The 25,558-nt window shown below is 41.2% G+C and carries 22 protein-coding genes; 11 read left to right on the top strand and 11 right to left on the bottom strand.

Annotation, left to right across the window (positions count from 1 at the left end; translation table 11 throughout):
• Positions 1-13 precede the first annotated feature (13 nt).
• Positions 14-1,153, bottom strand: coding sequence for a glycosyltransferase family 87 protein (locus HMPREF1528_RS06555; protein WP_016479116.1), 1,140 nt, complete (start codon positions 1,151-1,153; stop codon positions 14-16).
• Positions 1,154-1,164: 11 nt separating this feature from the next.
• Complete coding sequence (locus HMPREF1528_RS06550) at positions 1,165-1,719, bottom strand: glutathione peroxidase (RefSeq protein WP_016479115.1); 555 nt, start codon at positions 1,717-1,719, stop codon at positions 1,165-1,167.
• 85 nt (positions 1,720-1,804) lie between these two features.
• Between HMPREF1528_RS06550 and HMPREF1528_RS06545 the strand changes: the two genes are divergently transcribed.
• On the top strand, positions 1,805-2,410 hold the full coding sequence (locus HMPREF1528_RS06545) for a DUF4254 domain-containing protein (protein ID WP_016479114.1): 606 nt from the start codon (positions 1,805-1,807) through the stop codon (positions 2,408-2,410).
• Positions 2,411-2,477: 67 nt separating this feature from the next.
• On the opposite strand, the gene HMPREF1528_RS06540 is transcribed toward HMPREF1528_RS06545, so the two are convergent.
• The 7 genes from HMPREF1528_RS06540 to HMPREF1528_RS06510 all read right to left on the bottom strand — a co-directional run bounded on the left by HMPREF1528_RS06540 (position 2,478) and on the right by HMPREF1528_RS06510 (position 11,188).
• The gene (locus tag HMPREF1528_RS06540) at positions 2,478-3,230 is read right to left on the bottom strand and encodes a succinate dehydrogenase/fumarate reductase iron-sulfur subunit (RefSeq protein ID WP_002673219.1); all 753 of its coding nucleotides are present in this window, start codon (positions 3,228-3,230) and stop codon (positions 2,478-2,480) included.
• Positions 3,231-3,236: 6 nt separating this feature from the next.
• Positions 3,237-5,264 carry a fumarate reductase/succinate dehydrogenase flavoprotein subunit gene (locus HMPREF1528_RS06535; RefSeq protein ID WP_002673221.1) on the bottom strand — a complete coding sequence of 676 codons (2,028 nt, stop codon included), beginning with the start codon at positions 5,262-5,264 and terminating at the stop codon, positions 3,237-3,239.
• Between the two features lie 4 nt (positions 5,265-5,268).
• The gene (locus tag HMPREF1528_RS06530) at positions 5,269-5,943 is read right to left on the bottom strand and encodes a succinate dehydrogenase cytochrome b subunit (protein WP_016479113.1); all 675 of its coding nucleotides are present in this window, start codon (positions 5,941-5,943) and stop codon (positions 5,269-5,271) included.
• 195 nt (positions 5,944-6,138) lie between these two features.
• On the bottom strand, positions 6,139-8,643 hold the full coding sequence (locus HMPREF1528_RS06525) for a heavy metal translocating P-type ATPase (RefSeq protein WP_016479112.1): 2,505 nt from the start codon (positions 8,641-8,643) through the stop codon (positions 6,139-6,141).
• Between the two features lie 98 nt (positions 8,644-8,741).
• Entirely contained in the window at positions 8,742-9,305 is a 564-nt protein-coding gene (locus HMPREF1528_RS06520) for a helix-turn-helix domain-containing protein (RefSeq protein WP_009418002.1), read from the bottom strand.
• 34 nt (positions 9,306-9,339) lie between these two features.
• Positions 9,340-10,122, bottom strand: a complete 783-nt coding sequence (locus HMPREF1528_RS06515) for a porin family protein (protein ID WP_034567927.1) — start codon at positions 10,120-10,122, stop codon at positions 9,340-9,342.
• Positions 10,115-11,188, bottom strand: a complete 1,074-nt coding sequence (locus tag HMPREF1528_RS06510; RefSeq protein WP_016479110.1) for a PCMD domain-containing protein — start codon at positions 11,186-11,188, stop codon at positions 10,115-10,117. The genes HMPREF1528_RS06515 and HMPREF1528_RS06510 overlap by 8 nt, the downstream gene beginning before the upstream one ends.
• A 925-nt stretch (positions 11,189-12,113) precedes the next feature.
• Between HMPREF1528_RS06510 and HMPREF1528_RS06505 the strand changes: the two genes are divergently transcribed.
• From HMPREF1528_RS06505 to HMPREF1528_RS06465, 10 genes are all read left to right on the top strand, one after another.
• Positions 12,114-12,611 carry a Fur family transcriptional regulator gene (locus HMPREF1528_RS06505; protein ID WP_002673241.1) on the top strand — a complete coding sequence of 166 codons (498 nt, stop codon included), beginning with the start codon at positions 12,114-12,116 and terminating at the stop codon, positions 12,609-12,611.
• Between the two features lie 11 nt (positions 12,612-12,622).
• Positions 12,623-13,894, top strand: a complete 1,272-nt coding sequence (locus HMPREF1528_RS06500; RefSeq protein WP_016479109.1) for an adenylosuccinate synthase — start codon at positions 12,623-12,625, stop codon at positions 13,892-13,894.
• Between the two features lie 32 nt (positions 13,895-13,926).
• Positions 13,927-14,049 carry a hypothetical protein gene (locus HMPREF1528_RS13200; protein ID WP_009421682.1) on the top strand — a complete coding sequence of 41 codons (123 nt, stop codon included), beginning with the start codon at positions 13,927-13,929 and terminating at the stop codon, positions 14,047-14,049.
• A 116-nt stretch (positions 14,050-14,165) separates the two neighbouring features.
• Positions 14,166-15,092 (top strand): Dyp-type peroxidase, encoded by a 927-nt coding sequence (locus tag HMPREF1528_RS06495; RefSeq protein ID WP_016479108.1) that lies wholly within the window; start codon positions 14,166-14,168, stop codon positions 15,090-15,092.
• A 46-nt stretch (positions 15,093-15,138) separates the two neighbouring features.
• Positions 15,139-15,354 (top strand): hypothetical protein, encoded by a 216-nt coding sequence (locus tag HMPREF1528_RS06490; protein WP_016479107.1) that lies wholly within the window; start codon positions 15,139-15,141, stop codon positions 15,352-15,354.
• Positions 15,342-15,653, top strand: coding sequence for a type II toxin-antitoxin system RelE/ParE family toxin (locus tag HMPREF1528_RS06485; RefSeq protein WP_016479106.1), 312 nt, complete (start codon positions 15,342-15,344; stop codon positions 15,651-15,653). The genes HMPREF1528_RS06490 and HMPREF1528_RS06485 overlap by 13 nt, the downstream gene beginning before the upstream one ends.
• Positions 15,650-17,728 carry an outer membrane beta-barrel protein gene (locus HMPREF1528_RS06480; protein WP_016479105.1) on the top strand — a complete coding sequence of 693 codons (2,079 nt, stop codon included), beginning with the start codon at positions 15,650-15,652 and terminating at the stop codon, positions 17,726-17,728. Before HMPREF1528_RS06485 ends, HMPREF1528_RS06480 begins: the two co-directional genes overlap by 4 nt.
• A gap of 15 nt (positions 17,729-17,743) precedes the next feature.
• Positions 17,744-20,926 (top strand): UvrD-helicase domain-containing protein, encoded by a 3,183-nt coding sequence (locus HMPREF1528_RS06475; protein WP_016479104.1) that lies wholly within the window; start codon positions 17,744-17,746, stop codon positions 20,924-20,926.
• A 181-nt stretch (positions 20,927-21,107) separates the two neighbouring features.
• Positions 21,108-22,154 (top strand): WD40/YVTN/BNR-like repeat-containing protein, encoded by a 1,047-nt coding sequence (locus HMPREF1528_RS06470; RefSeq protein ID WP_016479103.1) that lies wholly within the window; start codon positions 21,108-21,110, stop codon positions 22,152-22,154.
• The gene (locus HMPREF1528_RS06465) at positions 22,151-22,819 is read left to right on the top strand and encodes a hypothetical protein (protein WP_034567923.1); all 669 of its coding nucleotides are present in this window, start codon (positions 22,151-22,153) and stop codon (positions 22,817-22,819) included. The genes HMPREF1528_RS06470 and HMPREF1528_RS06465 overlap by 4 nt, the downstream gene beginning before the upstream one ends.
• Positions 22,820-22,839: 20 nt before the next feature.
• Here the strand turns inward: HMPREF1528_RS06465 and HMPREF1528_RS06460 are convergent, their stop codons facing one another.
• Positions 22,840-23,925: an ATP-binding protein gene (locus HMPREF1528_RS06460; RefSeq protein ID WP_016479101.1), complete on the bottom strand. Its 1,086-nt coding sequence runs from the start codon at positions 23,923-23,925 to the stop codon at positions 22,840-22,842.
• 114 nt (positions 23,926-24,039) lie between these two features.
• On the bottom strand, positions 24,040-25,464 hold the full coding sequence (locus tag HMPREF1528_RS06455; protein WP_016479100.1) for a Gfo/Idh/MocA family protein: 1,425 nt from the start codon (positions 25,462-25,464) through the stop codon (positions 24,040-24,042).
• Between the last annotated feature and the right edge of the window lie 94 nt (positions 25,465-25,558).

Raw genomic sequence — 25,558 nt, 5'->3', positions numbered from 1 at the left:
ATTTCTTAGTCTACTAAATGTCTGATGACTGACAACTGAGTTGTTCGTATATAATCGCAAGCCAAATCAGCATTACGGGAACAGCTCTTAGTGAATACCGAATGATATAGGGCTCTTTCAGCGGTTTGAATAAATCAGTAGGTGATAACGAGCCTAACATAGCCAATACCAATAGAGTGATTTTGAGTTTAGGATGGAGCTCGCTTACCATAAACCATATCCCAATTCCCACATAAGCTACTACATAAGTGCTATTTTCAGTACCTGTACTAAACAAACAGAGGAAAATACTCACTGAAGCTAATAAAAGCAATCTAAAATTGAGATTTTTATACTGCCGAATGCGTAAATAAGGTAGCGCAAATAGCCCTAACCCGATGAGAATGACTATACTGTTGTTGTTATAAATGCCTGTGCGTTGCAAAAAGCCTAAAAGTGATAGGTTTTGTAAGTTGTAAGTGGTGGTATTTAGGTTGGATACATTCTTTTCAGCCAAAGAAGCATACCAATCAAAATACTGTGAAACTACATAATCGGGTGAAGAGTAGAACATTGGCAAACAAAATAAAGCGATGAGCCAAAATACCCCTGACCAAATAAATCGCCATTTGTCCTTAGCAAAGAAGAAAAATGCTAAGCCTACAATGCCATAGAGTTTAGTGAGTGTACCTATTACAATGAGCAAGGTTGCCCAATGACTCTGCCGACGCTCTATAAACACAAAAGCACCTACTAGTAGTGCTATCACGCTGATATTGAACTGTTGCATAGCAGCAGCGGTATACATATCGTGAGCAGCAATAAGCAGTACCGCAATAATTGCCTTTTTAGAGAGAGGCAATTGCCTAATTGCCCAATATAAGAAAGCTGCATTTGCCATTATCCACAAAGTACAACCTATCCACTTGGGTAACAAGGCAAACGGAGCGATAATCGCACTGAATAAGATACCGTAATGGTTTGCATCAAAATACTCGTCAGGATAGAGGAGGTATAAGGGCAATTGCTTGAGAGTATGCCAAAATACCCCGTCAAAAATTAGGTAGTTGTTGAACTTGCCTGCTATCCATACGTTCTGCACTACAGTCGCCAGCGCAAGAGCAAACCATAGTATTGTGATAAAGCGGTAATTTTCAAATAGTTTTTTTAGCATTGTTATCAGTGTTATTTCTCAATCCATTGTGTTACTTCATCGCTAGAAGGTAAGGTTTTAGGGTCGATTACCTTTTCTAATTTGCCGTTTCGCCCGATGAGGTATTTTTGAAAATTCCATTTTACTTTAGAATCTTCTACACCGTTTTTCGCTTTCTGGGTAAGAAACTGATATAGAGGGTGCATATTCTTTCCTTTTACCGATATTTTGCTCATCATCGGGAATGTTACTCCATAGTTGATACTGCAAAATGAAGCGATTTGTTCATTACTACCTGGTTCTTGTCCTAAGAAATTATTAGCGGGGAATCCTATAATGATAAAATCTTTGTCCTTATACTGCTGATAAAGCGCTTCGAGTTCTTTGTATTGAGGGGTGAGACCGCATTTTGAGGCAGTGTTTACAATCATTACTTTCTTGCCTTTGAGATCGGCAAGGGCAAAGGGTTTGCCGTTGATATCTTCTACAATAAACTGATAAATAGTTTGATTATCAGCGTTGTTTTGTGCTTGTAGGTTTTCCATAATGAGGGTGAATAAAGTGATGATAAAAATGAAGTGTTTCATAGAAAAATTAAAATTTGTGGCAAAGTTACGTAAAAGGTTTGATTTATTAAAGAAAAACTTTATATTTGCCCAAAAATTAATGACTATGTTTTCAGAAAAAGCTTTTAAAATATTTGAAGAAAGTATTGCGCAATACCACATTACCGACGATGTATATCAGTCTTTTACAAACCCTTATCCATCAACCGACTTGCTCAATCACTTGCTCTATCGCAAGAATTGGATTGACACCGTGCAATGGCATTATGAGGATATTATTCGCGACCCATATATTGACCCAGTAGCTGCCCTCGACCTTAAACGCAAAATCGATGCTTCTAACCAAGATCGAACTGATATGGTAGAGTATATAGATAGCTATTTTTTAGATTTATATAAGGAGGTGAAACCACTTCCTGAGGCTACTATCAATACTGAAAGTCCTGCGTGGGCAGTGGATAGGCTTTCTATTTTAGCACTGAAAATTTACCATATGCAAGAAGAAGTAAACCGCCCCGATGCCACCCCTGAACATCGCGCTAAATGTCAAGAAAAACTGAATGTTCTCCTCGAACAGAAAAAAGACCTCTCTACCGCTCTCAACCAGCTTTTAGACGATATCGCCACTGGCAGAAAGTATATGAAGGTGTATAAACAAATGAAAATGTACAATGATGATGAGTTGAACCCAGTACTGAGAGGAAGTAAATAAGAGATAATAAAAACTGCCCCAAACAATTTGAGGCAGTTTTTTATTTGTTAATCTTCAAATTTGCTAATTAACGAATACTTGCTTTGAGGTATTCTCTATTGAGACGTGCGATATTTTCAAGTGAAATACCTTTAGGGCATTCTACTTCGCAGGCACCAGTGTTGGTACAGTTACCAAAACCTTCGTGTTCCATTTGGTTTACCATATTGAGTACGCGCTCAGTAGCCTCTACACGACCTTGAGGAAGGAGGGCAAATTGGGATACTTTGGCAGCTACAAACAGCATAGCCGAAGAGTTTTTACAAGTAGCCACACAAGCTCCACAACCTATACAAGCCGCAGCGTCCATAGAGCGGTCGGCATCGCGTTTAGGGATAGGAATAGCGTTGGCATCTTGGGTATTACCAGAAGTATTTACAGAGATATATCCTCCTGCTTGTTGAATGCGTTCAAAAGCAGTTCTATCTACCATCAAGTCTTTGATAACAGGGAAAGCAGTAGCGCGCCAAGGTTCAATAGTGATGGTATCACCATCTTTGAACATACGCATGTGCAACTGACAAGTAGTTACCCCACGGTCGGGTCCGTGAGCTTCCCCATTGATGAAGAGAGAGCACATACCGCAAATACCTTCACGGCAATCGTGGTCGAATGCTACAGGTTCTTCTCCTTTTTCAATGAGTTGTTCGTTGAGTACATCCAACATTTCCAAAAAAGACATATGGTCTGAAATGTTGGTTACTTTATAATCTACCATACGACCTTTCTCTTGCGAGTTTTTTTGTCGCCACACTTTGAGTGTTAGGTTCATCGTTGCCATATCTTTCTATTTATAACTACGTTGTTTAAGTTCAATATCTTTAAATACAAGAGGTTCTTTATGCATTACCTCTTCACTAGGGTTGTAGGTATTCACTACTTCTTTAGGATTACCAGTGTATTGCCAAGCGGCTACATAAGCATAGTTTTTGTCGTCGCGGAGGGCCTCACCATCAGGAGTTTGATACTCTTCGCGGAAGTGACCACCACAAGACTCATTACGCTCTAAAGCGTCTTTGGCAAAAAGCTCACCAAGTTCAAGGAAGTCGGCTACACGACCCGCTTTTTCAAGCTCTACGTTCATACCAGTGAGTTCACCAGGTACTTTTACGTTTTTCCAGAAATCTTCGCGTATTTCGCGTATTTCTTTGATAGCTTCTTTCAAGCCTTCAGCGTTACGCGCCATACCTACTTTATCCCACATCACTTTACCAAGTTTTTTGTGGAAGTAATCTACAGAGTGCGTACCTTTATTGTTGATGAAGTAAGCCAAACGCTCTTTTACGATGCGTTCTGCTTCGTCAAATTCAGGGGTATCAGTAGGGATTTTACCGGTACGGATATCAGCAGATAAGTAATCGCCAATAGTGTAAGGTAATACAAAGTAACCATCAGCTAAACCTTGCATCAAGGCAGAAGCCCCTAAGCGGTTTGCCCCGTGGTCGGAGAAGTTTGCCTCACCGATAGCATAACAACCAGGAATAGTGGTCATCAAGTTGTAATCTACCCAAATACCACCCATAGTGTAGTGAGTAGCAGGATAAATCATCATTGGTGTTTTATAAGGGTTTTCGGCTACAATCTTTTCGTACATTTGGAAAAGGTTACCGTATTTGGCTTCTACGATTTTTTCACCACGTTTAGTAACTTCTTCTTTAGTAGGTTCTACCCCGTGGATTTTACATTGTTCTTTACCGTAACGTTCGATAGCAGAGGAGAAATCCAAATAAACAGCTTCACCTGTTTCGTTTACACCATAGCCTGCATCGCAACGCTCTTTAGCAGCACGTGAAGCCACGTCACGAGGCACGAGGTTACCGAAAGCAGGGTAACGGCGCTCCAAGTAGTAATCGCGGTCTTCTTCAGGGATTTCAGTAGGTTTTTTGCGTTTTTCGCGTATCGCTACTGCATCTTCCATTTTCTTAGGTACCCAAATACGTCCGTCGTTACGCAAAGATTCAGACATCAATGTCAATTTAGACTGATAGTCACCTGAACGAGGGATACAAGTAGGGTGAATTTGAGTGAAGCAAGGGTTAGCAAAGTAAGCACCTTTTTTGTGGATTTTCCAAGCTGCGGTAGCATTAGAGCCCATCGCGTTGGTTGAAAGGAAGTATACATTACCATAACCACCAGAGGCGATAACTACAGCGTGAGCAGAGTGGCGTTCAATTTCGCCAGTAACAAGGTTACGAGCGATGATACCACGAGCTTTGCCGTCTACGATTACCACATCGAGCATTTCGTGGCGGTTGTACATATCAATTTTACCACGAGCGATTTGGCGATTCATTGCGGCATAGCAACCGAGCAAGAGCTGTTGTCCTGTTTGACCTTTGGCATAGAAAGTACGAGAAACCAATACCCCACCGAAAGAACGGTTGTCTAAGAGTCCGCCGTAATCACGAGCGAAAGGTACGCCTTGCGCCACACATTGGTCGATGATGTTGCCAGATACTTCAGCAAGGCGGTATACGTTTGCTTCACGAGCGCGGTAGTCGCCCCCTTTTACAGTATCGTAGAACAAGCGATAGATAGAGTCGCCATCGCCCATATAGTTTTTAGCGGCATTGATACCCCCTTGAGCGGCGATAGAGTGCGCACGACGAGGAGAATCTTGGTAAGCAAATGCTTTCACGTTGTAGCCTAATTCAGCGAGGGTAGCTGCAGCCGAACCTCCTGCCAAGCCAGTACCTACCACAATCACATCGATATTACGCTTGTTAGCAGGGTTTACGAGGTTGATATGGTCTTTATATTTCGTCCATTTGTCCGCTATAGGACCTTCAGGAATTTTAGAATCTAATGTACTCATAAGATTAAGCTGTTAAAAATTTAATGTAATGGAAGAGGGCGATGAAGATAAAGCCTCCACAGATAATGTAAGAATACCAATTGCCAACGCAACTGATAAACTTTTTGCGCTCATCGTCTTTCCAGCCCATAGATTGGAAAGATGATTGAAAGCCGTGTAGCAAGTGCAAAGCCAAAGCGATAAAGGCTAACACATAAATACCTACACGCACAGGGTTGTGGAATTTCTCTACTAATTCTCCGTAGTAGCGGTCGGGGTTTGGAGGTAATTGCTCGATGTACTTGTAGTTCATTTCGCCTACCCAAAAATCATAGAGGTGCAACCCTAAGAAGAGAAGAATCACCACTCCTGTGATAATCATATTACGAGACATCCAAGTGGAGTTAGCACCCCCATTATAGCTGTAATATGCCTCACTACCACGAGCTTTTTTGTTTTGGATTTCCAAGACAAATCCCATAATGAAGTGGAACAACACCCCAGCGAGCAATACAGGTTGCAAAGCAAACTGAATAAGAGGATTGGTGCCCATAAAATGAGATAGCTCGTTGAAAGTACTCTCGCTAATCACAGAGGTGATGTTTACCGCAAAGTGAATGATTAGAAAGAGAATGAGAAAGAGTGCCGAAAGAGCCATCGCCACCTTTCTTGCAACAGATGTTTTAAATAATCCTGCCATTCGTTTTATAGTTTTATATATGTATATATTACGTTAAACAATTTCGCTACAAAAGTACGGCATTTTTATCAGTTGTACAATAAAAAATGAACAAAAACCTTAATTTATATTCGGTTTAAAGAAGGAAATAAGAGTTAGTAGCTGAAATTGATTTATTAAGAGGATATTAACATTCTGTATCGCTTTTTTTATTCTTTATAATTTCGTTCTTCTTAATCTTAAAGCATTACTTATAACACTTACAGAGCTAAAGCTCATTGCTAAAGCACCCAACATAGGAGAAAGAAGGATACCAAAGATAGGGTATAGTACCCCTGCCGCAACGGGAATACCTACGCTGTTATACACTAACGCAAAGAAAAGGTTTTCGCGTATGTTTTTCACCACCGCTTTGCTGAGTTTTTTGGCTTTTACAATTCCGCTCAAATCGCCTTTTACCAAAGTGATTTTAGCACTTTCTATCGCAATATCAGTTCCGTTACCCATTGCGATACCTACATTAGCTTGTGCCAAAGCAGGAGCATCGTTGATACCATCACCTGCCATTGCTACGATTTTGCCTTCCGCTTGCAAACGCGCTACTTGCTCTTGCTTGTTTTGAGGAAGCATTCCCGCTTTGTACTGAGTGATACCTATTTCTTTGGCTACAGCCTCAGCTGTAAGCGGATTATCACCGGTGAGCATCACGATTTCTACCCCTAAGTCTTGCAACTCTTGTATCGCTTCAGCAGTAGAAGCTTTTACTTTATCGGTTATGGCGACTGCCCCTATCACTTGGTTTTCTACGACTACGAGCGAAACGGTCTTTCCTTGCGCCTGTTCCGCTTTTACAGCAGTGCTTACTTCTTCGGGCAAAGCAATATCGAGTTCTTCTATTAGGCGTTCGTTGCCAAAGAAATAATCTTTTCCTTCAAAAGAGGCTTTTACTCCTCTGCCCGCTATGGCTTCAAAGTGGGTGAAAGGTAAGGAAGTAATACCTTGTGCTTGAGCATATGTATTGGTAGCTTTGGCAAGCGGGTGTTCGCTTTGCTTGTTAAGACTGTAAAGCGTTTGTAGCAAGTCTTTTTCGGTAGTATTGCCAAAAGTGAGCACGCGACTCACACTGGGTTTACCTTCGGTGAGGGTACCCGTTTTATCTACAACCAAAGTATTGACGTGGTTCATCACTTCTAAGGCTTCGGCATTGCGTATCAAGATACCGTTTTGAGCTCCTTTGCCTACGCCTACCATTACCGACATAGGGGTGGCTAAACCGAGTGCACAAGGACAAGCGATAATCAATACTGCTACGGCATTGAGCAGGGCGTATACGTAAGCATTTTCACCTCCAAAAACTGACCATATCACAAAGGTAAGCACTGAAATACCTATCACAATAGGTACAAAGTAAGAGGCTATCTTGTCGGCTAAATTTTGAATAGGAGCCCTACTACTGCTGGCTTGTTGTACCAACTGTACGATTTGAGAGAGCAGGGTATCGCTACCTACCTTTTCGGCTTGCATCACAAAGGACTGCATACCGTTGAGCGTACCTGCCGATACCTTATTGCCCACTTCTTTTTCAGCAGGAATAGGTTCGCCTGTAATCATACTCTCGTCTATACTGGCACTGCCTTCGGTAATTACACCATCAACAGGGATTTTCTCCCCAGGTTTTACCCGAAGCAAATCGCCTTTTTTCACTTCTTCTACAGAGACGGTTACTTCTTTGCCGTGAATAATTTTAGTAGCTTCATTAGGCGCTAAGTTCAATAGTTTTTTGATAGCGCTTTGGGTACGACTGTGGGCATCGGCTTCGAGCACTTGTCCTAAGAGTACCAAAGTGAGAATGACGGTAGCAGCTTCGAAATACAAGTGTACTGTGCCGTGTTCTTTGAATTGTTCAGGGAACATATCAGGGACTAACAGTCCTACTACACTAAAAAGCCAAGCTACACCAGCACCTATCCCTATAAGGGTAAACATATTGAAGTGCAAGGTCTTGATACTGCGCCAAGCCCTTTCGAAGAATATCCAGCAGAAATAGAAAACTACTGGTAAAGAAAGCGCAAACTGCACCCAGTTCCAAGCACTTACGGGCATTAGCTCATACAGCGGATTGTCGTGCCACATTCCGCTCATTGCGATGATAAAGATAGGGAGCGTAAAGGCTACAGCACCCCAAAAATGACGACGTAACTTTTTGCGTTTTTGGTCTTCTGCACTTTCACCTTCAGGAGCCTCTGTACTTACTTGCTCTACTAAATCCATACCACATACAGGGCAATCACCGGGGTGGTCGTAGGTTTTATCACCTTCGCAGTGCATAGGACAATAGAAAACACCAGAGCCTTTAGTTTTTTTTGGGGATTTTTCGTGGTGATGATGATGTTGTTGTTGAGCTCCTCCTACTTGTTCTACCAAGTGCATACCACATATAGGGCAATCACCAGGGTGGTCGTAGGTTTTATCGCCTTCGCAGTGCATAGGACAATAGAAAACACCAGAGCCTTCAGAATTTGAAGCCTGATGAATGCTATAATGAGTACCCTCTAAGGCTTTTTCAAGAGCTTCAAAAGGGATTTCTCTATCGGTTTCGACAGTAGCTTTTTTAGTAGCGAAATCTACGGTAACGGCTGTTACGCCTGCTACTTCAGAGAGCTTTTTTTGTACGGTATTGGCGCAACCTGTGCACCCCATACCTTCTATATTGTATTCCATAAATTGTAAATGTTAAAAAGTTATTTGTTTTACACTGCAAAGATACAGCAAAACATCTACTTGGATATTACACAATTTTGTATTTAATTTGTAAGATTTTAAACCTCATCTAAAGACTTACGTTTGTTATCTTTTATCTGCTTGAAAAAGCTAGGGGTGAGTCCTGTAACTTTTTTAAACTGATTGCTTAAGTGCGCTACACTTGAATAGTTGAGTTGATAAGCTATTTCACTAAGCGTCAGTTCGTCATATACTAAGAGTTCCTTTACTCTCTCAATCTTTTGAGCAATAAAGAATTTTTCAATAGTTCTGCCTTCTACCTCAGAAAACAAACGCGATAAAGCCCCGTAATCTCGACCTAATTCACTGCTGAGTATTTCAGAAAGGTTAAACGATAGTTTGTTGTCTTGCTGATGTACCAAATTGATAATGATAGATTTTATTTTTTCAATAACAACACTTTTCTTATCGTTCATCACCTCAAATCCTAAGGGTAAGAGAGCTTGTTTGATAGCTTGTATCTCATCAGACGAAAGTTCCTGTGTAAAAGTAATTTCACCCAAATTGATGCTTTGTGGTGTTAAGCCTAATGCTTTTAACTGTTCATCGAGTACTATTATACAACGATGGCAGACCATATTTTTTACAAATAACTTTGTCATATATTCCTTTAAGGATTAAGATATTATAAAGTGCTTAAAAGTGATACCCAAAACCTATATTCATATAGATAGGATACATATCAAAAGTAATTGTTTTAAAGTCCTTTTTGAAAATATTGTTTGTTGTATAGGATAATTCAACATTGATATTGAAATGCTTGAACGCTTGCCAAGAGCCTCCTATCAGTGTGCCCCAATGCCAATGGCGGAGATGATTGCTAAAATCATAAGAGGCTATCTGTCCGTTAGTGAAACTTACTTTCTCACCGATAGGACTACCTTCTCGTAAATAACCTTCGGTAACATAGCCTGAGAAATTGCCGTCCATACGATAAGAAACGAATGTACCTAAGCGCAGTTTCCAACGATTAGCAAGGCGATAGTTCAGTGATATGGGCAGGGTAACAAATGAACTTTTGTAGGTAGTATGTACATCACCCGTCCAATAGCCCGCTACGTGGTTACCTTGTTCTATAATCTCCATTCCGTAGTTCTTTACATTTGCATCGGTTTCCATACCCTTTTCTTCGAATCGTAAGCTAGCTGAGATACCCCATTTAGGAGTAAGCCATTTGGTTACAGTCCCTTCAAATGAGCCATTAAACTTTGGGCTATATCCCTTTATCTTCCTTATTTCTTTAGGGAGTGGTATTGGGCTTGCACCTCCTATATTTACGCCAGCTTTTAGTTCGTATTCCCAACCTTTAGCTTCTGATTGTACAAGCGTTTCAGTACGTTCGTTTTGCGCGTATGAAAAACAGCTCAATAGCATTAAGCATACAATAACGATATTCTTTTTCATAACTTCATTATTCATAAGACAATTGCATTTCATCTACATAAAGAGTACTACCTACGGCTGCTGTAAAATCAGCGCCTTTTTCACTGGAACTAAGCACTATAGCGAGACTATACTTTCCTTCTTTTAGTTTTTTAGCATCGATAGAGCGACCTTTTATTGTTTTAAAAGGAATAGAGAACTGTACCCAATTATCGGTTTCTCTCTTGTCGGTTAGTTGTGCCATTAACACTATATTATTGTGCGTTTTGATGTTAGTACCGTCTAAATGAGGCTCTTGAGAAGTTACCTCGTAGAGCACTGCATAAATATCACATTTGTCTTTTTGGTTAGGTATTACATTGCCGTTTTTATCGGTAAGTTTTTCACCAGCTTTGTATTTGTAATATCCTGAGAGATGGGTAGGTTTTCTTTTGAAAGGAATCCCGAAATGGGTAGATTTTGCAGGGGTGAACAAATTTATTTCAAAACTTCCTGTGAAGAGATTACCAGCTGCGATAGGAGCACCAAAAGTTTTTCCTAAAACCCCTGTGCTTTGTGTTACGAGTTTCACGCATTTCCCTCTGTATCCACTCTCACTCTGACTTGTAGGGAACTCATCGGGTTTAGCATTACTGTTGGTAAATTTAAAACCTGCATTTCCGCTACTCCAAGCGATTTCTTGTCCGCTTACTGAGGTATCGTAAAAAGTGTAGTAACCATCAGTAACACGAGCGTTTTCGAAGTGATAGTGAGCGATAATTTCGTTAGTAAGACAGCTCACTTTATAAGTTTTCTGCCAATTACCGTCCTCAGAGGTTACCACATAAGTTTGAGGGGTAGAAAAATTGCGTGCTGTACCACTGGTAGGACTGATAGTTGCCCCTTGTGTAAGGGTGAAGCGAGGGGCGAGGTTTTTTACTTTATCTAAATCGGTTACATAGAGTTTTACCTCAGTGTTTTGGATTATGGGCTCACGAATGAGCAGATTGCCGTCGACCTCACAGGTTAGGATATCGGCTTCGGTATTTGGGGCTTCGCTTTTGATACAGCTTTGCAATGTGAATAGCGAGGCTATGGTAATGATAATGTTTTGAAGTTTCATATATGCTGTTCAATGAATTTAGACTGCAAAGGTAGGAAATAATTTTTTAATACCAATAATGCCAGAAATTAGTAAATGAGAGAATTAGAAAATGAGGAAATGAGAGAATTAGAAAATGAGGAAATTAGTAAATGAGGAGGGGTACTAGACAATAGAAGAAAAACATCCCCCTAGCCCCCTTCAAAGGGGGAATGTAGTGACGGAAAAGAGAAATTAGCAAATGGGGAAGGGTTGAGGAATTCGGAAGGAAACGGAGAAGTTCGGAAGAGGATTGAGAGAGATTTTGGTGAAAAAAGACTATGAGGAGGGTGGGATTAGCTTATAGAGAGCTTATAGGAAGCTTATACGAATCTTGGACGATTGGTATAGAAAGGGTATACAAATAATTGATTCATAGCACAATACAACAAGGCTAAAAATGTTAAAATAAGGGTTTCGAGGCGAAAGAAAGAGGAAGAGGTGCTAGGCCTTAGGACATAGGCACTAGGAGGGAGTATGAAGGAAAGGGGCGAATGTAGCGACTCACTTATTCGGTAAGCCCCCGAACCCCCGAAGGGGGACAAGCTGGAAAAGGTGACAAACCTCTCCCTTTACACATACCCAGCTATTGCTGGCTACCTTCAAAGGAGGAGTTGACGCAATGCTAAAAGGGCGAATGTAGCGAGGCATTTATTCGGTAAGCCCCTGAGCCCCCGAAGGGGGACAAGCTGGAAAAGGTGACAAACCTCTCCCTTTACACATACTCCGCTCTCGCAGTGCACATACCCAGCTATCGCTGGCTACCTTCAAAGGAGGAGTTGATGCAATGCTAAAAGGGCGAATGTAGCGAGGCTGAGGTGTGTTTGCTTTGAAAAATAATAGTAGTGTTTTGTTTTCTGAAAAATAAATAGTACTTTTGCCCTTTATTGAAAAACATATTTAATATATGAAAAATATAGCTGAGAAAGATAAAAAAAACACCTCCGAAGAGAACTTGGAGATTGTAAAAAAGGTACTTACCAAATATTTGGAAGACAACGGACACCGTAAGACCCCTGAACGCTATGCGATTGTGAAGGAGATTTACGAATACAACGACCATTTTGACATAGAGACGCTCTATGAAAATATGAAAAAGAAAAAATATCGGGTGAGTAGAGCGACCCTCTACAACACGATTGAGCTCTTGCTGGAATGTGGTTTGGTGCGCAAACATCAGTTTGGACAAAACCAAGCGTATTACGAGAAATCGTATTTTGACCGTCAGCACGACCACGTAATCCTTACCGATACGGGTGAGATTGTGGAGTTTTGCGACCCTCGTATTCAAGCAATACAGAAAACCATAGAAGAGGTTTTTAACATTAATATTAGCAATCACTCTCTTTATTTTTACGGTACACGCAAAGCAGATGCCCCAAAAGAAGAGAGAGCAACTAAATAAAAGAAACAAAAATGGCAGTAGATTTATTATTAGGTCTTCAGTGGGGAGACGAAGGAAAAGGGAAAATAGTAGATGTCCTTACGCAAAACTACGACATTATCGCACGCTTTCAAGGAGGTCCTAACGCAGGGCATACTCTTGAATTTAACGGTATTAAACACGTGTTACACACTATTCCGTCGGGAATCTTCCACAAAGGTGCTGTAAATATTATAGGCAATGGGGTAGTGATAGACCCTATCATTTTCAAAAAAGAAATAGAGGCACTCGCTCCTTACGAGGTAAATTTGAAACAGAATTTGCTTATCTCTCGTAAAGCACACCTTATCTTACCTACCCACCGCCTCTTAGATGCTGCTTCGGAAGCTTCCAAAGGTAAAGCTAAAATAGGTTCTACTCTTAAAGGCATAGGACCTACTTATATGGATAAGACAGGTCGTAACGGCTTGCGCGTAGGCGATATAGAGCTCAGTGACTTTAACGAGCGTTACCGTAACCTCACCGATAAACACAAAGAAATGCTCGCTAACTACAAGGTAGATATTCAGTATAACCTACAAGAGTTGGAAGCCGAGTTTTTTGAAGCGATAAAAGTGCTGAAAGAGTTTCAGCTTATCGACAGTGAAGAATACCTATACCAAGCCCTCAAAAAGGGTAAGAAAATACTTGCCGAAGGAGCACAAGGTTCTATGTTGGACATTGATTTTGGCACCTATCCGTTTGTAACCTCGTCGAACACAACGGCTGCTGGAGCTTGTACGGGCTTAGGTGTAGCCCCTCGCAGTATTGGTGAGGTAATAGGTATCTTTAAGGCTTATACTACTCGTGTGGGCAGTGGACCTTTCCCTACCGAACTGTTTGACGAAGTGGGCGAAACAATGACCCAAGTAGGTCGCGAATTTGGAGCCACTACCGGTAGGCGTCGCCGTTGTGGTTGGCTTGATTTGGTAGCCCTTAAATACGCTGTACAGGTAAACGGAGTTACCGAACTTACAATGATGAAAGCCGATGTGCTCAGCGGTTTTGAGACTTTAAAAGTATGTACGTCATATCTTTATAAAGGAAAAGAAATCAAGCACTTGCCTTACAATATAGAAGAACAGAACGTAACGCCCATATATACGGAACTCAAAGGCTGGCAACAAGACCTTACCAAACTCACCAATTACCAGCAACTACCCAAAGAACTTTTGGATTATATCAGTTTCTTAGAGAAAGAACTCGAAGTGCCCATCAAAGTAGTATCGGTGGGGCCTGATAGAACTCAAACGATTATTCGGTAGAACATTAGTGAATTTAGGGAGTTATAAAATGAATGAACTATGAACATCATAGTACACAACCTTTACATACCGAAGAGCAATTATTAGTAGAAGAATGGTGCAAGGAAAAACAGATTTCTTTTGACAGAAGAAAAACTTATTTCACAAGAGGGTAATTAGCTTCCACAGAAAGAGGTATTGAGCAAGCTAATAACGGATTGTTGAGACCTTATACTGAAGTTAAGAAAAGAGCACGTGAAATATCCCTAAAAAATTAAAAGTACTTAATATAATGAATTATCAGAATGTAACAGACTTGCCTAATAACAATACCATATTTTTGGTATGGGCATTTAAAAAAGATATAGACAAGACATTGCTTAATAATACTTTTGCAAAAGTATGTGGTTTGGTAGGAAACCTCAACAACTCGGTAGCCGACCGCTTTCCTGAAGGTCGTGCCAGTGTAACCATAGGCATTAGCCATAGGGCGTGGCTTACTTTAGGGTTACCCAAACCGCTCCCCAAAGAACTCAAAGATTTTGAGCCCATCAGAGGTAGTAAACACATCGCTGTAGCCACCGAAGGCGACTTACACTTTCATATCCGCGCACACAACCCCAGCTTGGCTTACGATATGGCAGCTGCCATTAGCAAGGTAATGCAACCCATCGCCAATGGTATTGTAAACGTACAAGGTTTTAGATATTGGGACGGACGCGCTATCATCGGTTTTGTAGACGGTACCGAAAACCCGCGTGGCGCAGAACGCGAACAGTTTGCGGTAGTGGGTGATGAAGACCCCGATTACCAAGGAGGAAGTTATCTATTCGTACAAAAATACGTACACGATATGAACGCTTGGCGTGCGCTCCCCGTTAGCGAACAAGAAAAAGTAATAGGGCGTAGCAAAGAAATGGACATAGAAATGGACGAGGATACCAAGCCTACCAATGCGCACTCGGCACTTGCCAATGTAGGCGATGATTTGAAAGTAGTGAGAGACAATATGCCTTTCCACGACCCCGTAAGTCACCAAATGGGCACTTACTTCATCTGCTATGCCAATACGTTTAGCACGGTAGAAAAGATGCTTACCAATATGTTTATAGGCAATCCCGCTGGCAATTACGACCGCTTATTAGATTTCAGCACAGCCGAAACAGGAACACTTTTCTTTGTACCATCTTTGGATATGTTAGACGAGTTTGCAGGATAAAAGGAACTATACAACTAATTATCCTTAACAATATACCTAAAAAACTATGAATATATTAGTACAACCTTTAAACACAGAAGAGCAACTTTTAGTAGAAGAATGGCTCAAGGAACAACAAATCTCTTTTGAAAGGAGTGAAACACATTTCACTGAAGCACAATTAACTTCCATAGAAAGAGGTATTGAACAAGCTAATAATGGATTGTTAAAACCTTATACTGAAGTTAGAAAAAAAGCACGTGAAATAGTATGTGGAAATTAGAATGGACACCAGAAGCAGAAATGCAGTATTATGATATTTTGTCTTATTGGACAAACCATAATAAATCAAACTCTTATTCTATAAAAATTATGAATGAAGTGGAGAAAAGTGAGGATTTGCTTATATATAATCCCTTTATTGGACAAGAGCATTATTTGAGCACTCCATATTTCAAGATAAGGAGTCTATTAGTTCTTAAAAATTTCTCTATTATTTACCGCATAACCGACAGAATTGAAATACTTTCTTTTTGGGATAATAGAAATGACCCTGCAAAATTAGAAAGATTAACACTATGAAACTCCTTTTAACCAGCTTACTATTAGTTTATTTTATGACCACTACAGCGCAAGAAGTAGTGCCTGAAACACCTTTGGATACGATTGTGCTCAATGAGGTAATTGTAAAAGCACAGCACAAAACACAATATACCGATAAGGCGAGTTTTACCTTTGAAAAGAAAGCTGTGGAACAAGCACGCTATGCCAAAGACCTCTTGCGCAGTTTGCCTAACCTGCACCTCAATCCTGTAACCAACCAGATTGCTACCCTTAAAAGGGGTACGCTCTTGGTATTGGTAAATGGTGTAGAAGTAACCGACCTGCAAATACGCGGTATCGCCCCTCAAAACGTGGCACGCATAGACTATTACGATATTCCGCCTGCGCGCTGGAGCAATAGGGCTGATACTGTGGTGGACATCATCACACGTTCGGCTGAAGAAGGGTATTCGGTAGGGGTAGATGGGCTTTCGGCATTTACTACGGGTTTTGTAGATGCTTCGGCTTATGGTAACTACACCAAAGGCAAGCATACGTTGGGAGTGGAATACAAATTGGAGTTTCGCGATTACAACGATAGATACTATGAAAAACATTCCGATTATGAACTATCGGGTGTGCGTTATGCAAACGACCAACAGTCAAAATCAGGGTTTAGCTATAATGCGCACAACGCTTCGGTACGTTATAGCGCAGTAGTACCACAAAACTACAATTTTCAAGTTAAAGCAGGAATGGAGCTTTTGAATCGCTCTGCACATAGCAATGGCATAAACCTATTTACACAAGGTACAACCATTAGCCATCACACATTATCAGGTAAAAGTCACGACCACTGGCTGCGCCCCAAAGTAGACCTATACTTCTCTAAAAAATTAGGCAGACGTGATGAATTGAGCGTGAACGCCGTGGGGAGTTATTACAACACTACCAAAGAGAACCTCTCAAAAGAATGGGAGACCGCAACCCAGCAGAATGTGTACGACGATGATATGAATTTGAAAGTAAAACAACGCGGTTGGGTAGGTGAAGTAGCACATACTCATCAGTTTACTATAGGCAAACTCAATTCGGGCTACCGCATTAGCAGTACTTTTATCGACAACGACTTACGTAACTTGGCAGGTATTTCGGCTTACGATGTTACCTATACCAATCAGTATTTGTACACCGAGTTTGTAGGCAAAAAGGCTAATTTTATGTACAGAGCCAGTGCTGGGCTTACCCACACCCACAACCGTAGTGCCGAAAACACTTTTACCGAATGGGTGTTTACGCCGAAGGTAGTGTTGGGTTATGAATTAGCTAATAACCAGAGTTTGCGCCTCACAAGTTACTATGTACCCCGCAGTCCGCGTAGTGCAGAACTCAGTAGCAATATAGCACAACAAGCGCCGAACATCTTGGAGACAGGAAATCCTTACCTAAAATCACAACATATATTTTGGGCTGGACTCTCTTATACTTTCAACAATGAGTACACCGATTTTAACCTTCAACCCTTCTACAAAAACACCCAACGAGTAATTACTGATATTTATATCAAAGACCCTGTACGCAATGGACTACTCAGCACTTATGAAAACAGTAAATATCACGAGGAGTTTGGCTTTTCATTAGATGGTACTTTTAAACCATTAAGGAATGATTTATTTGTATTTTCAGCTAATATAGCCCCTACACGTGAGACTTTGGTTACTGATGCTGGACTACGCGCTCGCAATGATTATATCGACAACAACCTATCACTTACTTTTACCTATAAAGATTTGAGGGTAGATTACAGTTTCAACTTTCCTATTTATTACATAGACGGCAACACTATGAGCACTTATGAAAATAACAATGATATTTTTATAGAATACCAGTTAGGTAGTTGGACACTTAAAGGTGGTGTGTTTTGGTTAGGAATGCCTTCGGAATACAAGATGAAGAGCAGTTACGAAGGTTTGGTAAACCAGCATAGCTATACGTACATAGAGAACAACCGCAATATGTTTGTATTAGGGGTTAGCTACGATTTCTCCAAAGGAAAGAACAATTCGGTAGACAAGAAGCTCAACAACGATACTGCTCCTGCAGCGCAGTTTTAAGGTAAGAGGTAAAAAATGAATACACCTTCAGCAAATTATACTATATACAACGCTTCGGCAGGGTCTGGAAAGACCTACAGTCTGGTGAAAGCTTATCTGAGAATTATTCTCGGCAGTAAGCAACCCGATTTGTTTAGGCAGTTACTCGCTATTACCTTTACCAATAAGGCGGTCTTTGAAATGAAGAACCGCATCATAGAGTTATTGGGGGTATTCAGTGAGGACAAAATGCTCACTAAACCTCACACTATGTTTACTGAATTAGCAAAGGAATTGAATCTCCCCGACGAAGAACTGAGAACGCGTTCGGCTAAGGCTTTGGAGCATATACTGCACAATTACGCGGCCTTTAATATCAGTACTATCGATGGGTTCAATCACCAACTGATACGCCACTTTTCACAGGATTTGCATCTCAATCCTTTCTTTGAAGTACAGTTGGACAGCAAGGCTTTACTAGAGCGAGCGGTTGATAATTTGATGAATCAGGCAGGAAACGACCCCGAGCTTACCCAATTGCTCATCGATTTTGCCAATGAAAAGATAGATGACGACAAGAGTTGGGATACTACTAAAGAATTATTAGGCGTAGCTGAAATGCTTACCAATGAGAACCATTACGAGCAATTACAATCACTGAAAGACAAGGAAATACCTGATTTTCTAACCCTTAAAAATACCTTACTCAAACAACGCAACAATGCCCTGAAAAGCATTAAAACTTCTGCCCAAGACTTTATGCAACTGATGTGTGAGCACGGTTTGGATAAAGGCGCTTTTAATGGAGGACATTTATACAAATTCTTCGATAACCTCACTGCCGACAACTCTAAGGAGCCTTCGTGGGGCAGTGGTTGGCAAAACAATCTATTAGAAGGCGAACCTCTTTATTCTGGTTCAGCGGCTAAGAAGTACGACACTGTTCTGATAGATAGTTTGCAAGAGATGATTGCCAACTTGTTTTTGGCAATCAAAAAGGCTTTTGGTGCTCTTGCCTTTGCGAACAACGCACTGAGATATGTTGTGCCTTTGGCTTTACTCAACCGCATACAAAAAGAAATAGAGAACATTAAAGAAGAAGAAAACATCTTGCCTATATGGGAGTTCAACGGAGTGATTTCCTCAGAGCTCAGCAATCAGCCTGCACCTTTTATCTACGAGCGTATCGGTGAGAAATTCCGCCACTATTTTATCGATGAGTTTCAAGACACCTCAGTACTGCAATGGCAAAACTTTATACCGCTTATCCTCAATGCAGTGCAAAGTGAGGTGAACAATAAGTGCGGGTCGGTATTACTTGTAGGCGATGCCAAACAATCGATTTACCGTTGGCGAGGAGGAAAAGCGGAGCAGTTTATGAGTCTGTATAACAATGAAGTAAACCCTTTCCGCATCAAAGGAGAAGTGAAAGACCTCAATGAAAACTTTCGCAGTTTAGAAGCCATTATCGATTTTAACAACCATTTTTTTAAGTTTGCTGCAGACCTTTTCCAAAGTGATACATACAAAAAACTTTATGAGAACTCCATACAGGATTATCCCAAAAACAAAAGAGACCAATCCTTACCCGAAGGCTATTTCAATCTTTCGTTTATAGAAGTCGGAGAAGAAGAAGTGCCTACAGAAGAAGACAACAGCAATGTTGTAGTACTTTCACCGCGCGAACGGAGTTATTGTGAAGCAATTTTAGAAAAAATAGAGCACGCTAACCGAGCAGGGGCTGCCGATAAGGATATTACTATATTGGTGCGAACAAACCGCGAAGGGGCTGCCGTAGCTTCTTTCCTTTCAGAACAACAAAGAAATGTAATTTCCCCCGATTCGCTATTTCTGAAAAACGTGGCATCGGTACAGTTTCTCATCACCCTATTACGTTTGCTCTACCACCCTGAAAGTAAAGAACTCAAACTGCAATTACTCTTTGATTATCTTCGTTTTAAAGAAACGAAAGACCCTCACCTATTCCTCAGCAAATATGTAGAAGAACCCATAAACACTTTCCTTGCCGATTTTCAGTTTTCTATAGAGTTGTTCAACCAATATTCTCTATACGAAGGAGTAGCTTTGGCGGTGAATTGTTTTGATCTCGCTCGCCCTTCCGATGCTTATCTCACTCACTTTATGGATATTGTATTCGATTTTAAGAATGCACGCAAAGGAGGTTTAGCTGATTTTCTAGAGTTCTGGGACGACCAACAAGAAAAGCTCAGCATCAGTTCACCCGAAGGTTTAAACGCCATTACCGTGATGACGGTTCACAAGAGCAAAGGACTTTCTGCCCCCGTGATTATCTACGCTTTTGCCGATAGCAAACTCATCGATACTCACACCGAAAAACTTTGGTTTCCCGTAAATCACGAGCAGTTTAACGGTTTTGACTATCTGCTGGTAAACAGCAATAAAAGCTTAGTGAATTACGACGCACAAGCCGAAGAGCTTATGATGCAACTACACGAACAAAACCTCCTCGACCAGCTAAATGTGTTATATGTAGCGATGACGCGTCCCGAATCATTTCTCTATGTAATCACCTCACTCTCCAAAAGCAGTGCCGAGACTTATGGCACACTCTTTAAAGAGTTTTTAGAAGAAAACGGACAGTGGAATAGCGATGTAGTGGAATATACCTTTGGAAGTGCTGTATTTCCTAAGAAGAAAGAGAAAGAAGCTACAGAAGAATCATCTATTCCTTTCCAAAAAGGTTGGCAGCATCCGAACTACAAGATTGCGACAGGGGCTTCCCTGCTATGGGACACTCACCAACAAGAAGCCTTGGAGCGCGGCAACCTCATTCACGAGTTATTCTCGAAAATCACTTACGCTACCGACCTCGACGCTGTGCTCAACGATGCACTACAAGAGGACACTATTACTACCGAACAATACGAGTTATTGCAACCTCAAATGGCACGATTGCTTAGCGACAGCACTTTAGCACCTTTCTTTAGCAAGGACTACGAATATTTTACCGAACGTGAATTTATAGACGCTAACGGCAACTATTTCCGTCCCGACCGGCTTGCCTACAACCCCACCACTCGCGAAGTCTATATCATAGATTACAAAACCGGACAACCCAACGACCAATACTGCACCCAACTACAGCATTACCAACAAAACCTAACAGCCATAGGCTGGCAAGTAAAAGGAAAATATTTAGTGTATTTGGACTTAGGAGAAGTGATAAAGATTCTCTAATCCTCTCTAAAATACGTCTTAGAATTGTTCAAAAAAGTTTTAGTAATGATTGTCTTTTTAGTTTCACAGTGCAAAAGTAGGGCGTTACTGTGACAAATCGTGTCAGTGTTGAGAAAAAATATATCCTTTCTTTGTTATTTGAACCAAAAACACTATTTTTGTCCTTGTTTATCACTGAGATATGAAACATATTGCTATTATTTTTACATTGCTTTGCCTTGGGGCGTGTAAGCACTCTAATCCTTATAAGGACACTACTATCGAATTGGTGGAGGTAAAGTCTTTTTCATTGGAAAAAATAAGCGTGCGTGCAATGGTACTCTTAGAGAAAAACGTAGCTTTTGCAGGCTCCGATGCTACCTTTGGTTTTATCAACACGCAAAACCAAACCATTGCGACTTCTAACTTGAAGAATCGCGGGGTGATTTCAGATTTTCGCGCGGTGGCAGCAACGAGTCAGAACTTTTTTATGTTCTCTATCGGCAACCCTGCATTGCTCTACAAAGCAGAACAAAGTGGTATGGAAGAAGTGTATCGCGAGGAACACCCCGATGTATTTTACGATGTATTGCGCTTTACGGACGACCAATTTGGCATCGCTATAGGCGACCCTATCGATAATCGCCTATCGGTAGTAACAACGCTCAACGGCGGACAACAATGGACGAAACTCTCGTGGTCACAATCACCCAAACTCGAAGAGGGTGAAAGTGTATTCGCAGCTAGCAACTCAGCTTTGGCGCACTATGGCAACAAACTATGGGTAGTAACAGGCGGCAGTAAGAGCAGGGTGTTGTTCTCTGACAACAAGGGCTATAAATGGCAAGCCCTCGCTACCCTACCTCTCGCCCAAGGGCAAGCTACTCAAGGGGCTTTCACCATAGCTTTCTACAAGGACCAGCAGGGTATTGTTCTCGGTGGCGATTATGAACAACCTACAGAGCGCAAAGGCTCTGGCGCACTCACTTTTGATGGGGGTAAAACTTGGCAGCCTATCGCGACCGACAAGGCTATTGGCTATGCCAGTTGTGTGCAATACATTCCTAATAGTGAGGGAAATGCTTTGGTGGCAACTTCGCCTAATGGTCTTTTCTTCTCTAACGACCAAGGTAGGAGCTGGCAACAACTTTCAGATAAAGTCTATCACGCGCTACTCTTTGTAGATGAGCAAACTATGGTTGCTTCGGGCAATGAGAAAATCACCCTTTTTAGAGTTGTAAAGAAATGATGATAAGTGAGGTAACGGCTTTGCGCAAAGCAGGTGACTTAGAAGAGGCGTTGCGCATCGCTCTTGAGGAATTTAAGGAAAACGATAGCAGTATCAACAAATATTCGTTGGGCTGGGTGTATTACGATTTTTGCAAGAGGGCAGTAGTCGAAAACGACTTAGACACTTTTCTGCAATATGTGCAAGCACTCAAAAACCTGCGTTTTAGCATTGAAGAAGTGCTCATCACTGACCAACTGCTTTGGCAATACGTGAAGTTCTTTGCACAGTTGCGCAAAACAGGAAAAATAGCGCTTATTGATGTGCTGTACGAGAATTTGAAAGGTATGTATTTCACGATGCCTTCAAAAGCGTTTTCTGCCTTAGCAGAGCAGTTGCACAAAGCGTATAAAGATCGTGAGGAATATTTGGAAGTAATTACTGACGTGATACCGTTTCTGCGCGCTGAGGATTTCGCACCTAAGTCATACCAAGGTATACTTATTATGCCTTTGGCAGAACAAATCTATATTGCTTATAGCAAACATATATTAGAAAGTGGCGATAAAGAGATTATCGCCACCTTTATACCTATCTTGCATCAGTGGATTCAAGCACACCCTGAATACAATTCACTTATTTATTACTATGTGGAAATGTGTAATTTTGCCAATTTGCCAATGTGATAATTATCAATTGTCAATTATCAATTGTTCATTGCTGAACATTGGTTATAAAGTTCACGCCACGATGCTCCACGTTTCTTCATTACATTTTCAAGGTATTCCTTCCACACCATTTTATCTTTATCTTCATCTTTTACTACAGCTCCTTGCAATCCTGATGCTAAATCTTCATCGGTAACAGTGCCGTTGCCAAAACTGCCTGCTAATGCCATACTATTGGTGATAAGCGAAATAGCTTCGGCGGTAGAAATAACTCCGCTAGGAGATTTGAGCTTTTGTTTTTCGTCTAAAGTAGCTCCTTCGCGCAATTCGCGGAAAATAGTTACAATCTTCTCTATAGCTTCATTGCTTGGCAAGGCAGCTTTCAGTTTGTAATTGTTAGAAATCTCGGCTACGCGCTTGGTTACGATAGACACTTCAGTTTCTAAAGTAGCAGGGGCAGGTAGCACAATAATGTTGAAACGTCTTTTGAGTGCCGATGACATTTCGTTTACACCACGATCGCGGGTATTAGCTGTGGCAATAATAGAGAAACCGCGCTGAGCAGGTAATTCTTCACTGAGTTCTGGAATGGCAATATTCTTCTCCGATAGAATAGAAATCAGTGCGTCTTGCACTTCGGAGGCACAACGTGAAATCTCCTCAAAACGAGCGACAGTCCCTGTTTCCATCGCGCGATAAATAGGTGATTTAAGTAAGGCTTCGTGCGATGGCCCGTTAGCCAAGAGCATTGCGTAGTTCCACGAATAGCGAATGTGTTCTTCGCTGGTGCCCGCAGTACCCTGAATCACTTTGCCCGAATCACCGCAAATGGCTGCAGTAAGGTTCTCGGAAAGCCACGATTTGGCGGTTCCTGGCTCGCCTATAAGCAATAGTGAGCGGTCGGTAAGGAGTGTAGCTATAGCTATCTCCACCAAGCGGTTATGACCGATATATTTAGGGGTAATCTCTACCCCGCTGGCAGTACCTCCAGTTACAAATTTCAGCACAGCTTTAGGCGACAATTGCCAGCCTATGGGCTTTTCTTGTTTTTTATCCTCTTCTTTTAAAGCCTCTAATTCTTTTGCATATAGTTGTTCCGCAGGAAGACGTAATACGTTTGACATAAGTTATATAATCCTCCCTCGCCCCCTCCCAAGGAAGAGAGAATGCAATATAAATAGTTAGAAAAATATATTATCCTACCCCCTCCCCTTGGGGGAGGGAAAGGGGTGGGGATTCTAATTAGCAAACGCGTGTTTGTAACCTTTTTGTTTATTCCAAGCTCCGCGAGTAAAATCAGGTATTTCTACAGGAGCACTACCGTTTTCTAATGATAGTTTAGAAAGAGGAGCTAAGCAACACCATTCAGCAAGGTCATACACGTCCATATCCAAAGGCAAACCATTGCGCAAACAGTAGATGAGGCGATAGTCCATAATGAAATCCATACCTCCGTGACCGCCCACTTCTTTTGCTTTAGTTTCCAATTCTCTAAGAATACGCGGTTTGTATTTTTCCATCATTGCTTTTTTAGCCTCTTCGGGCATAAAGCTGTGTGTCGAAAGATTTTCGTGGTTAGGCACTTCGTCTTTTGCTATACTTTCTGGCTGAATAAGATAACCTTCTATTGGATATTTATTCGCGAATCCATTTGTTCCAGTAAGCTGATACATACGTGAATATGGACGTGGTGTTACCACATCGTGTTGTATTTGTATGGTTTTCCCTTTTTCAGTTTTAATCATTGTAACAGTAAGGTCACCGTTTTGGAAGTTAGGATCTTCTTTGCCCATTACGCGTTTGTAGACTTCTTTACCTCTAAAAGCGTGCGTATCGAATGAAACCAAATAGTTCATCTTGTCTCCTCGGTGAATATTAAGCGCTTGGCATACAGGACCTATACCGTGCGTAGGGTATATATCTCCGCGATTTTTAACATTGTAGTCTAAACGCCAGTTGTTCCAATACTCAGTCCAAAAGTCGTCTAAGTTATGAATATAAGAACCTTCGCCGTGAATCACTTCACCCAAGAGCCCTTGTTGTGCCATATTAAGAGTAGTAATTTCAAAGTAGTCATACACGCAGTTCTCAAGCATCATACAGTGTAAACGTTTCTTTTCACTCATATTAATCAATGCCCAAATCTGTTCCATATCAAGAGCTGCGGGCACTTCTATTGCCACGTGTTTACCGTGTTCCATAGCATAAAGCGCCATTGGTACGTGATGTTTCCAGTCAGTTACAATGTACACGAGGTCTACATCTTTGCTCTCACATAGCGCTTTCCAAGCATTTTCATCACCTGTGTACTGGGCTACACGCTTATGCCCTGCTTTTTCAATTACTTGTTGCGCTTTTTCTACCATTTCAGGACGTATATCGCAGATAGCTGTAACTTTCGCTCCGGGCACGTGCATATAACGTTCTACCGCACTATGTCCGCGCATTCCAAGACCGATGATTCCTATACGCACCGTATCCATTTTAGGTGTAGTAAGGTTTAGTACATCTGTTTGCCCAGCTGGACGGGGGGGGGTAGTTACTTTAATTTGATAAGAACTTCTACTCTTATTCTCATTAGAAGTAGCTTGATTGCAGTTACAAGCCACAAAGCCAAGACATACAGCAATGCCTATGGCTACTTGATAGATTTTTTTAATCATAGCTGTGAATATTTTTAAAGGTTGATTATTAATGTGACAAAAGTAGCAAAAAAAATTAATAGTAACAAAAGAAAAGTAAAAAAGATTTATTTAT

The sequence above is a fragment of the Capnocytophaga sp. oral taxon 336 str. F0502 genome (assembly GCF_000411575.1).
GTDB lineage: Bacteria > Bacteroidota > Bacteroidia > Flavobacteriales > Flavobacteriaceae > Capnocytophaga > Capnocytophaga ochracea.
This window is presented reverse-complemented; position numbering and strand designations above follow the sequence as displayed.

Coding starts and splice junctions, on each gene's coding strand:
- HMPREF1528_RS06495 (WP_016479108.1), top strand. CDS start 14,166: ATGAATTATCAGAATGTAACAGACTTGCCTAATAACAATACCATATTT.
- HMPREF1528_RS06530 (WP_016479113.1), bottom strand. CDS start 5,943: ATGGCAGGATTATTTAAAACATCTGTTGCAAGAAAGGTGGCGATGGCT.
- HMPREF1528_RS06465 (WP_034567923.1), top strand. CDS start 22,151: ATGATGATAAGTGAGGTAACGGCTTTGCGCAAAGCAGGTGACTTAGAA.
- HMPREF1528_RS06460 (WP_016479101.1), bottom strand. CDS start 23,925: ATGTCAAACGTATTACGTCTTCCTGCGGAACAACTATATGCAAAAGAA.
- HMPREF1528_RS06540 (WP_002673219.1), bottom strand. CDS start 3,230: ATGGCAACGATGAACCTAACACTCAAAGTGTGGCGACAAAAAAACTCG.
- HMPREF1528_RS06520 (WP_009418002.1), bottom strand. CDS start 9,305: ATGACAAAGTTATTTGTAAAAAATATGGTCTGCCATCGTTGTATAATA.
- HMPREF1528_RS06510 (WP_016479110.1), bottom strand. CDS start 11,188: ATGAAACTTCAAAACATTATCATTACCATAGCCTCGCTATTCACATTG.
- HMPREF1528_RS06550 (WP_016479115.1), bottom strand. CDS start 1,719: ATGAAACACTTCATTTTTATCATCACTTTATTCACCCTCATTATGGAA.
- HMPREF1528_RS06545 (WP_016479114.1), top strand. CDS start 1,805: ATGTTTTCAGAAAAAGCTTTTAAAATATTTGAAGAAAGTATTGCGCAA.
- HMPREF1528_RS06505 (WP_002673241.1), top strand. CDS start 12,114: ATGAAAAATATAGCTGAGAAAGATAAAAAAAACACCTCCGAAGAGAAC.
- HMPREF1528_RS06535 (WP_002673221.1), bottom strand. CDS start 5,264: ATGAGTACATTAGATTCTAAAATTCCTGAAGGTCCTATAGCGGACAAA.
- HMPREF1528_RS06555 (WP_016479116.1), bottom strand. CDS start 1,153: ATGCTAAAAAAACTATTTGAAAATTACCGCTTTATCACAATACTATGG.
- HMPREF1528_RS06485 (WP_016479106.1), top strand. CDS start 15,342: ATGTGGAAATTAGAATGGACACCAGAAGCAGAAATGCAGTATTATGAT.
- HMPREF1528_RS06455 (WP_016479100.1), bottom strand. CDS start 25,464: ATGATTAAAAAAATCTATCAAGTAGCCATAGGCATTGCTGTATGTCTT.
- HMPREF1528_RS06475 (WP_016479104.1), top strand. CDS start 17,744: ATGAATACACCTTCAGCAAATTATACTATATACAACGCTTCGGCAGGG.
- HMPREF1528_RS06490 (WP_016479107.1), top strand. CDS start 15,139: ATGAATATATTAGTACAACCTTTAAACACAGAAGAGCAACTTTTAGTA.
- HMPREF1528_RS06525 (WP_016479112.1), bottom strand. CDS start 8,643: ATGGAATACAATATAGAAGGTATGGGGTGCACAGGTTGCGCCAATACC.
- HMPREF1528_RS06500 (WP_016479109.1), top strand. CDS start 12,623: ATGGCAGTAGATTTATTATTAGGTCTTCAGTGGGGAGACGAAGGAAAA.
- HMPREF1528_RS06515 (WP_034567927.1), bottom strand. CDS start 10,122: ATGAATAATGAAGTTATGAAAAAGAATATCGTTATTGTATGCTTAATG.
- HMPREF1528_RS13200 (WP_009421682.1), top strand. CDS start 13,927: ATGAACTATGAACATCATAGTACACAACCTTTACATACCGAAGAGCAA.
- HMPREF1528_RS06480 (WP_016479105.1), top strand. CDS start 15,650: ATGAAACTCCTTTTAACCAGCTTACTATTAGTTTATTTTATGACCACT.
- HMPREF1528_RS06470 (WP_016479103.1), top strand. CDS start 21,108: ATGAAACATATTGCTATTATTTTTACATTGCTTTGCCTTGGGGCGTGT.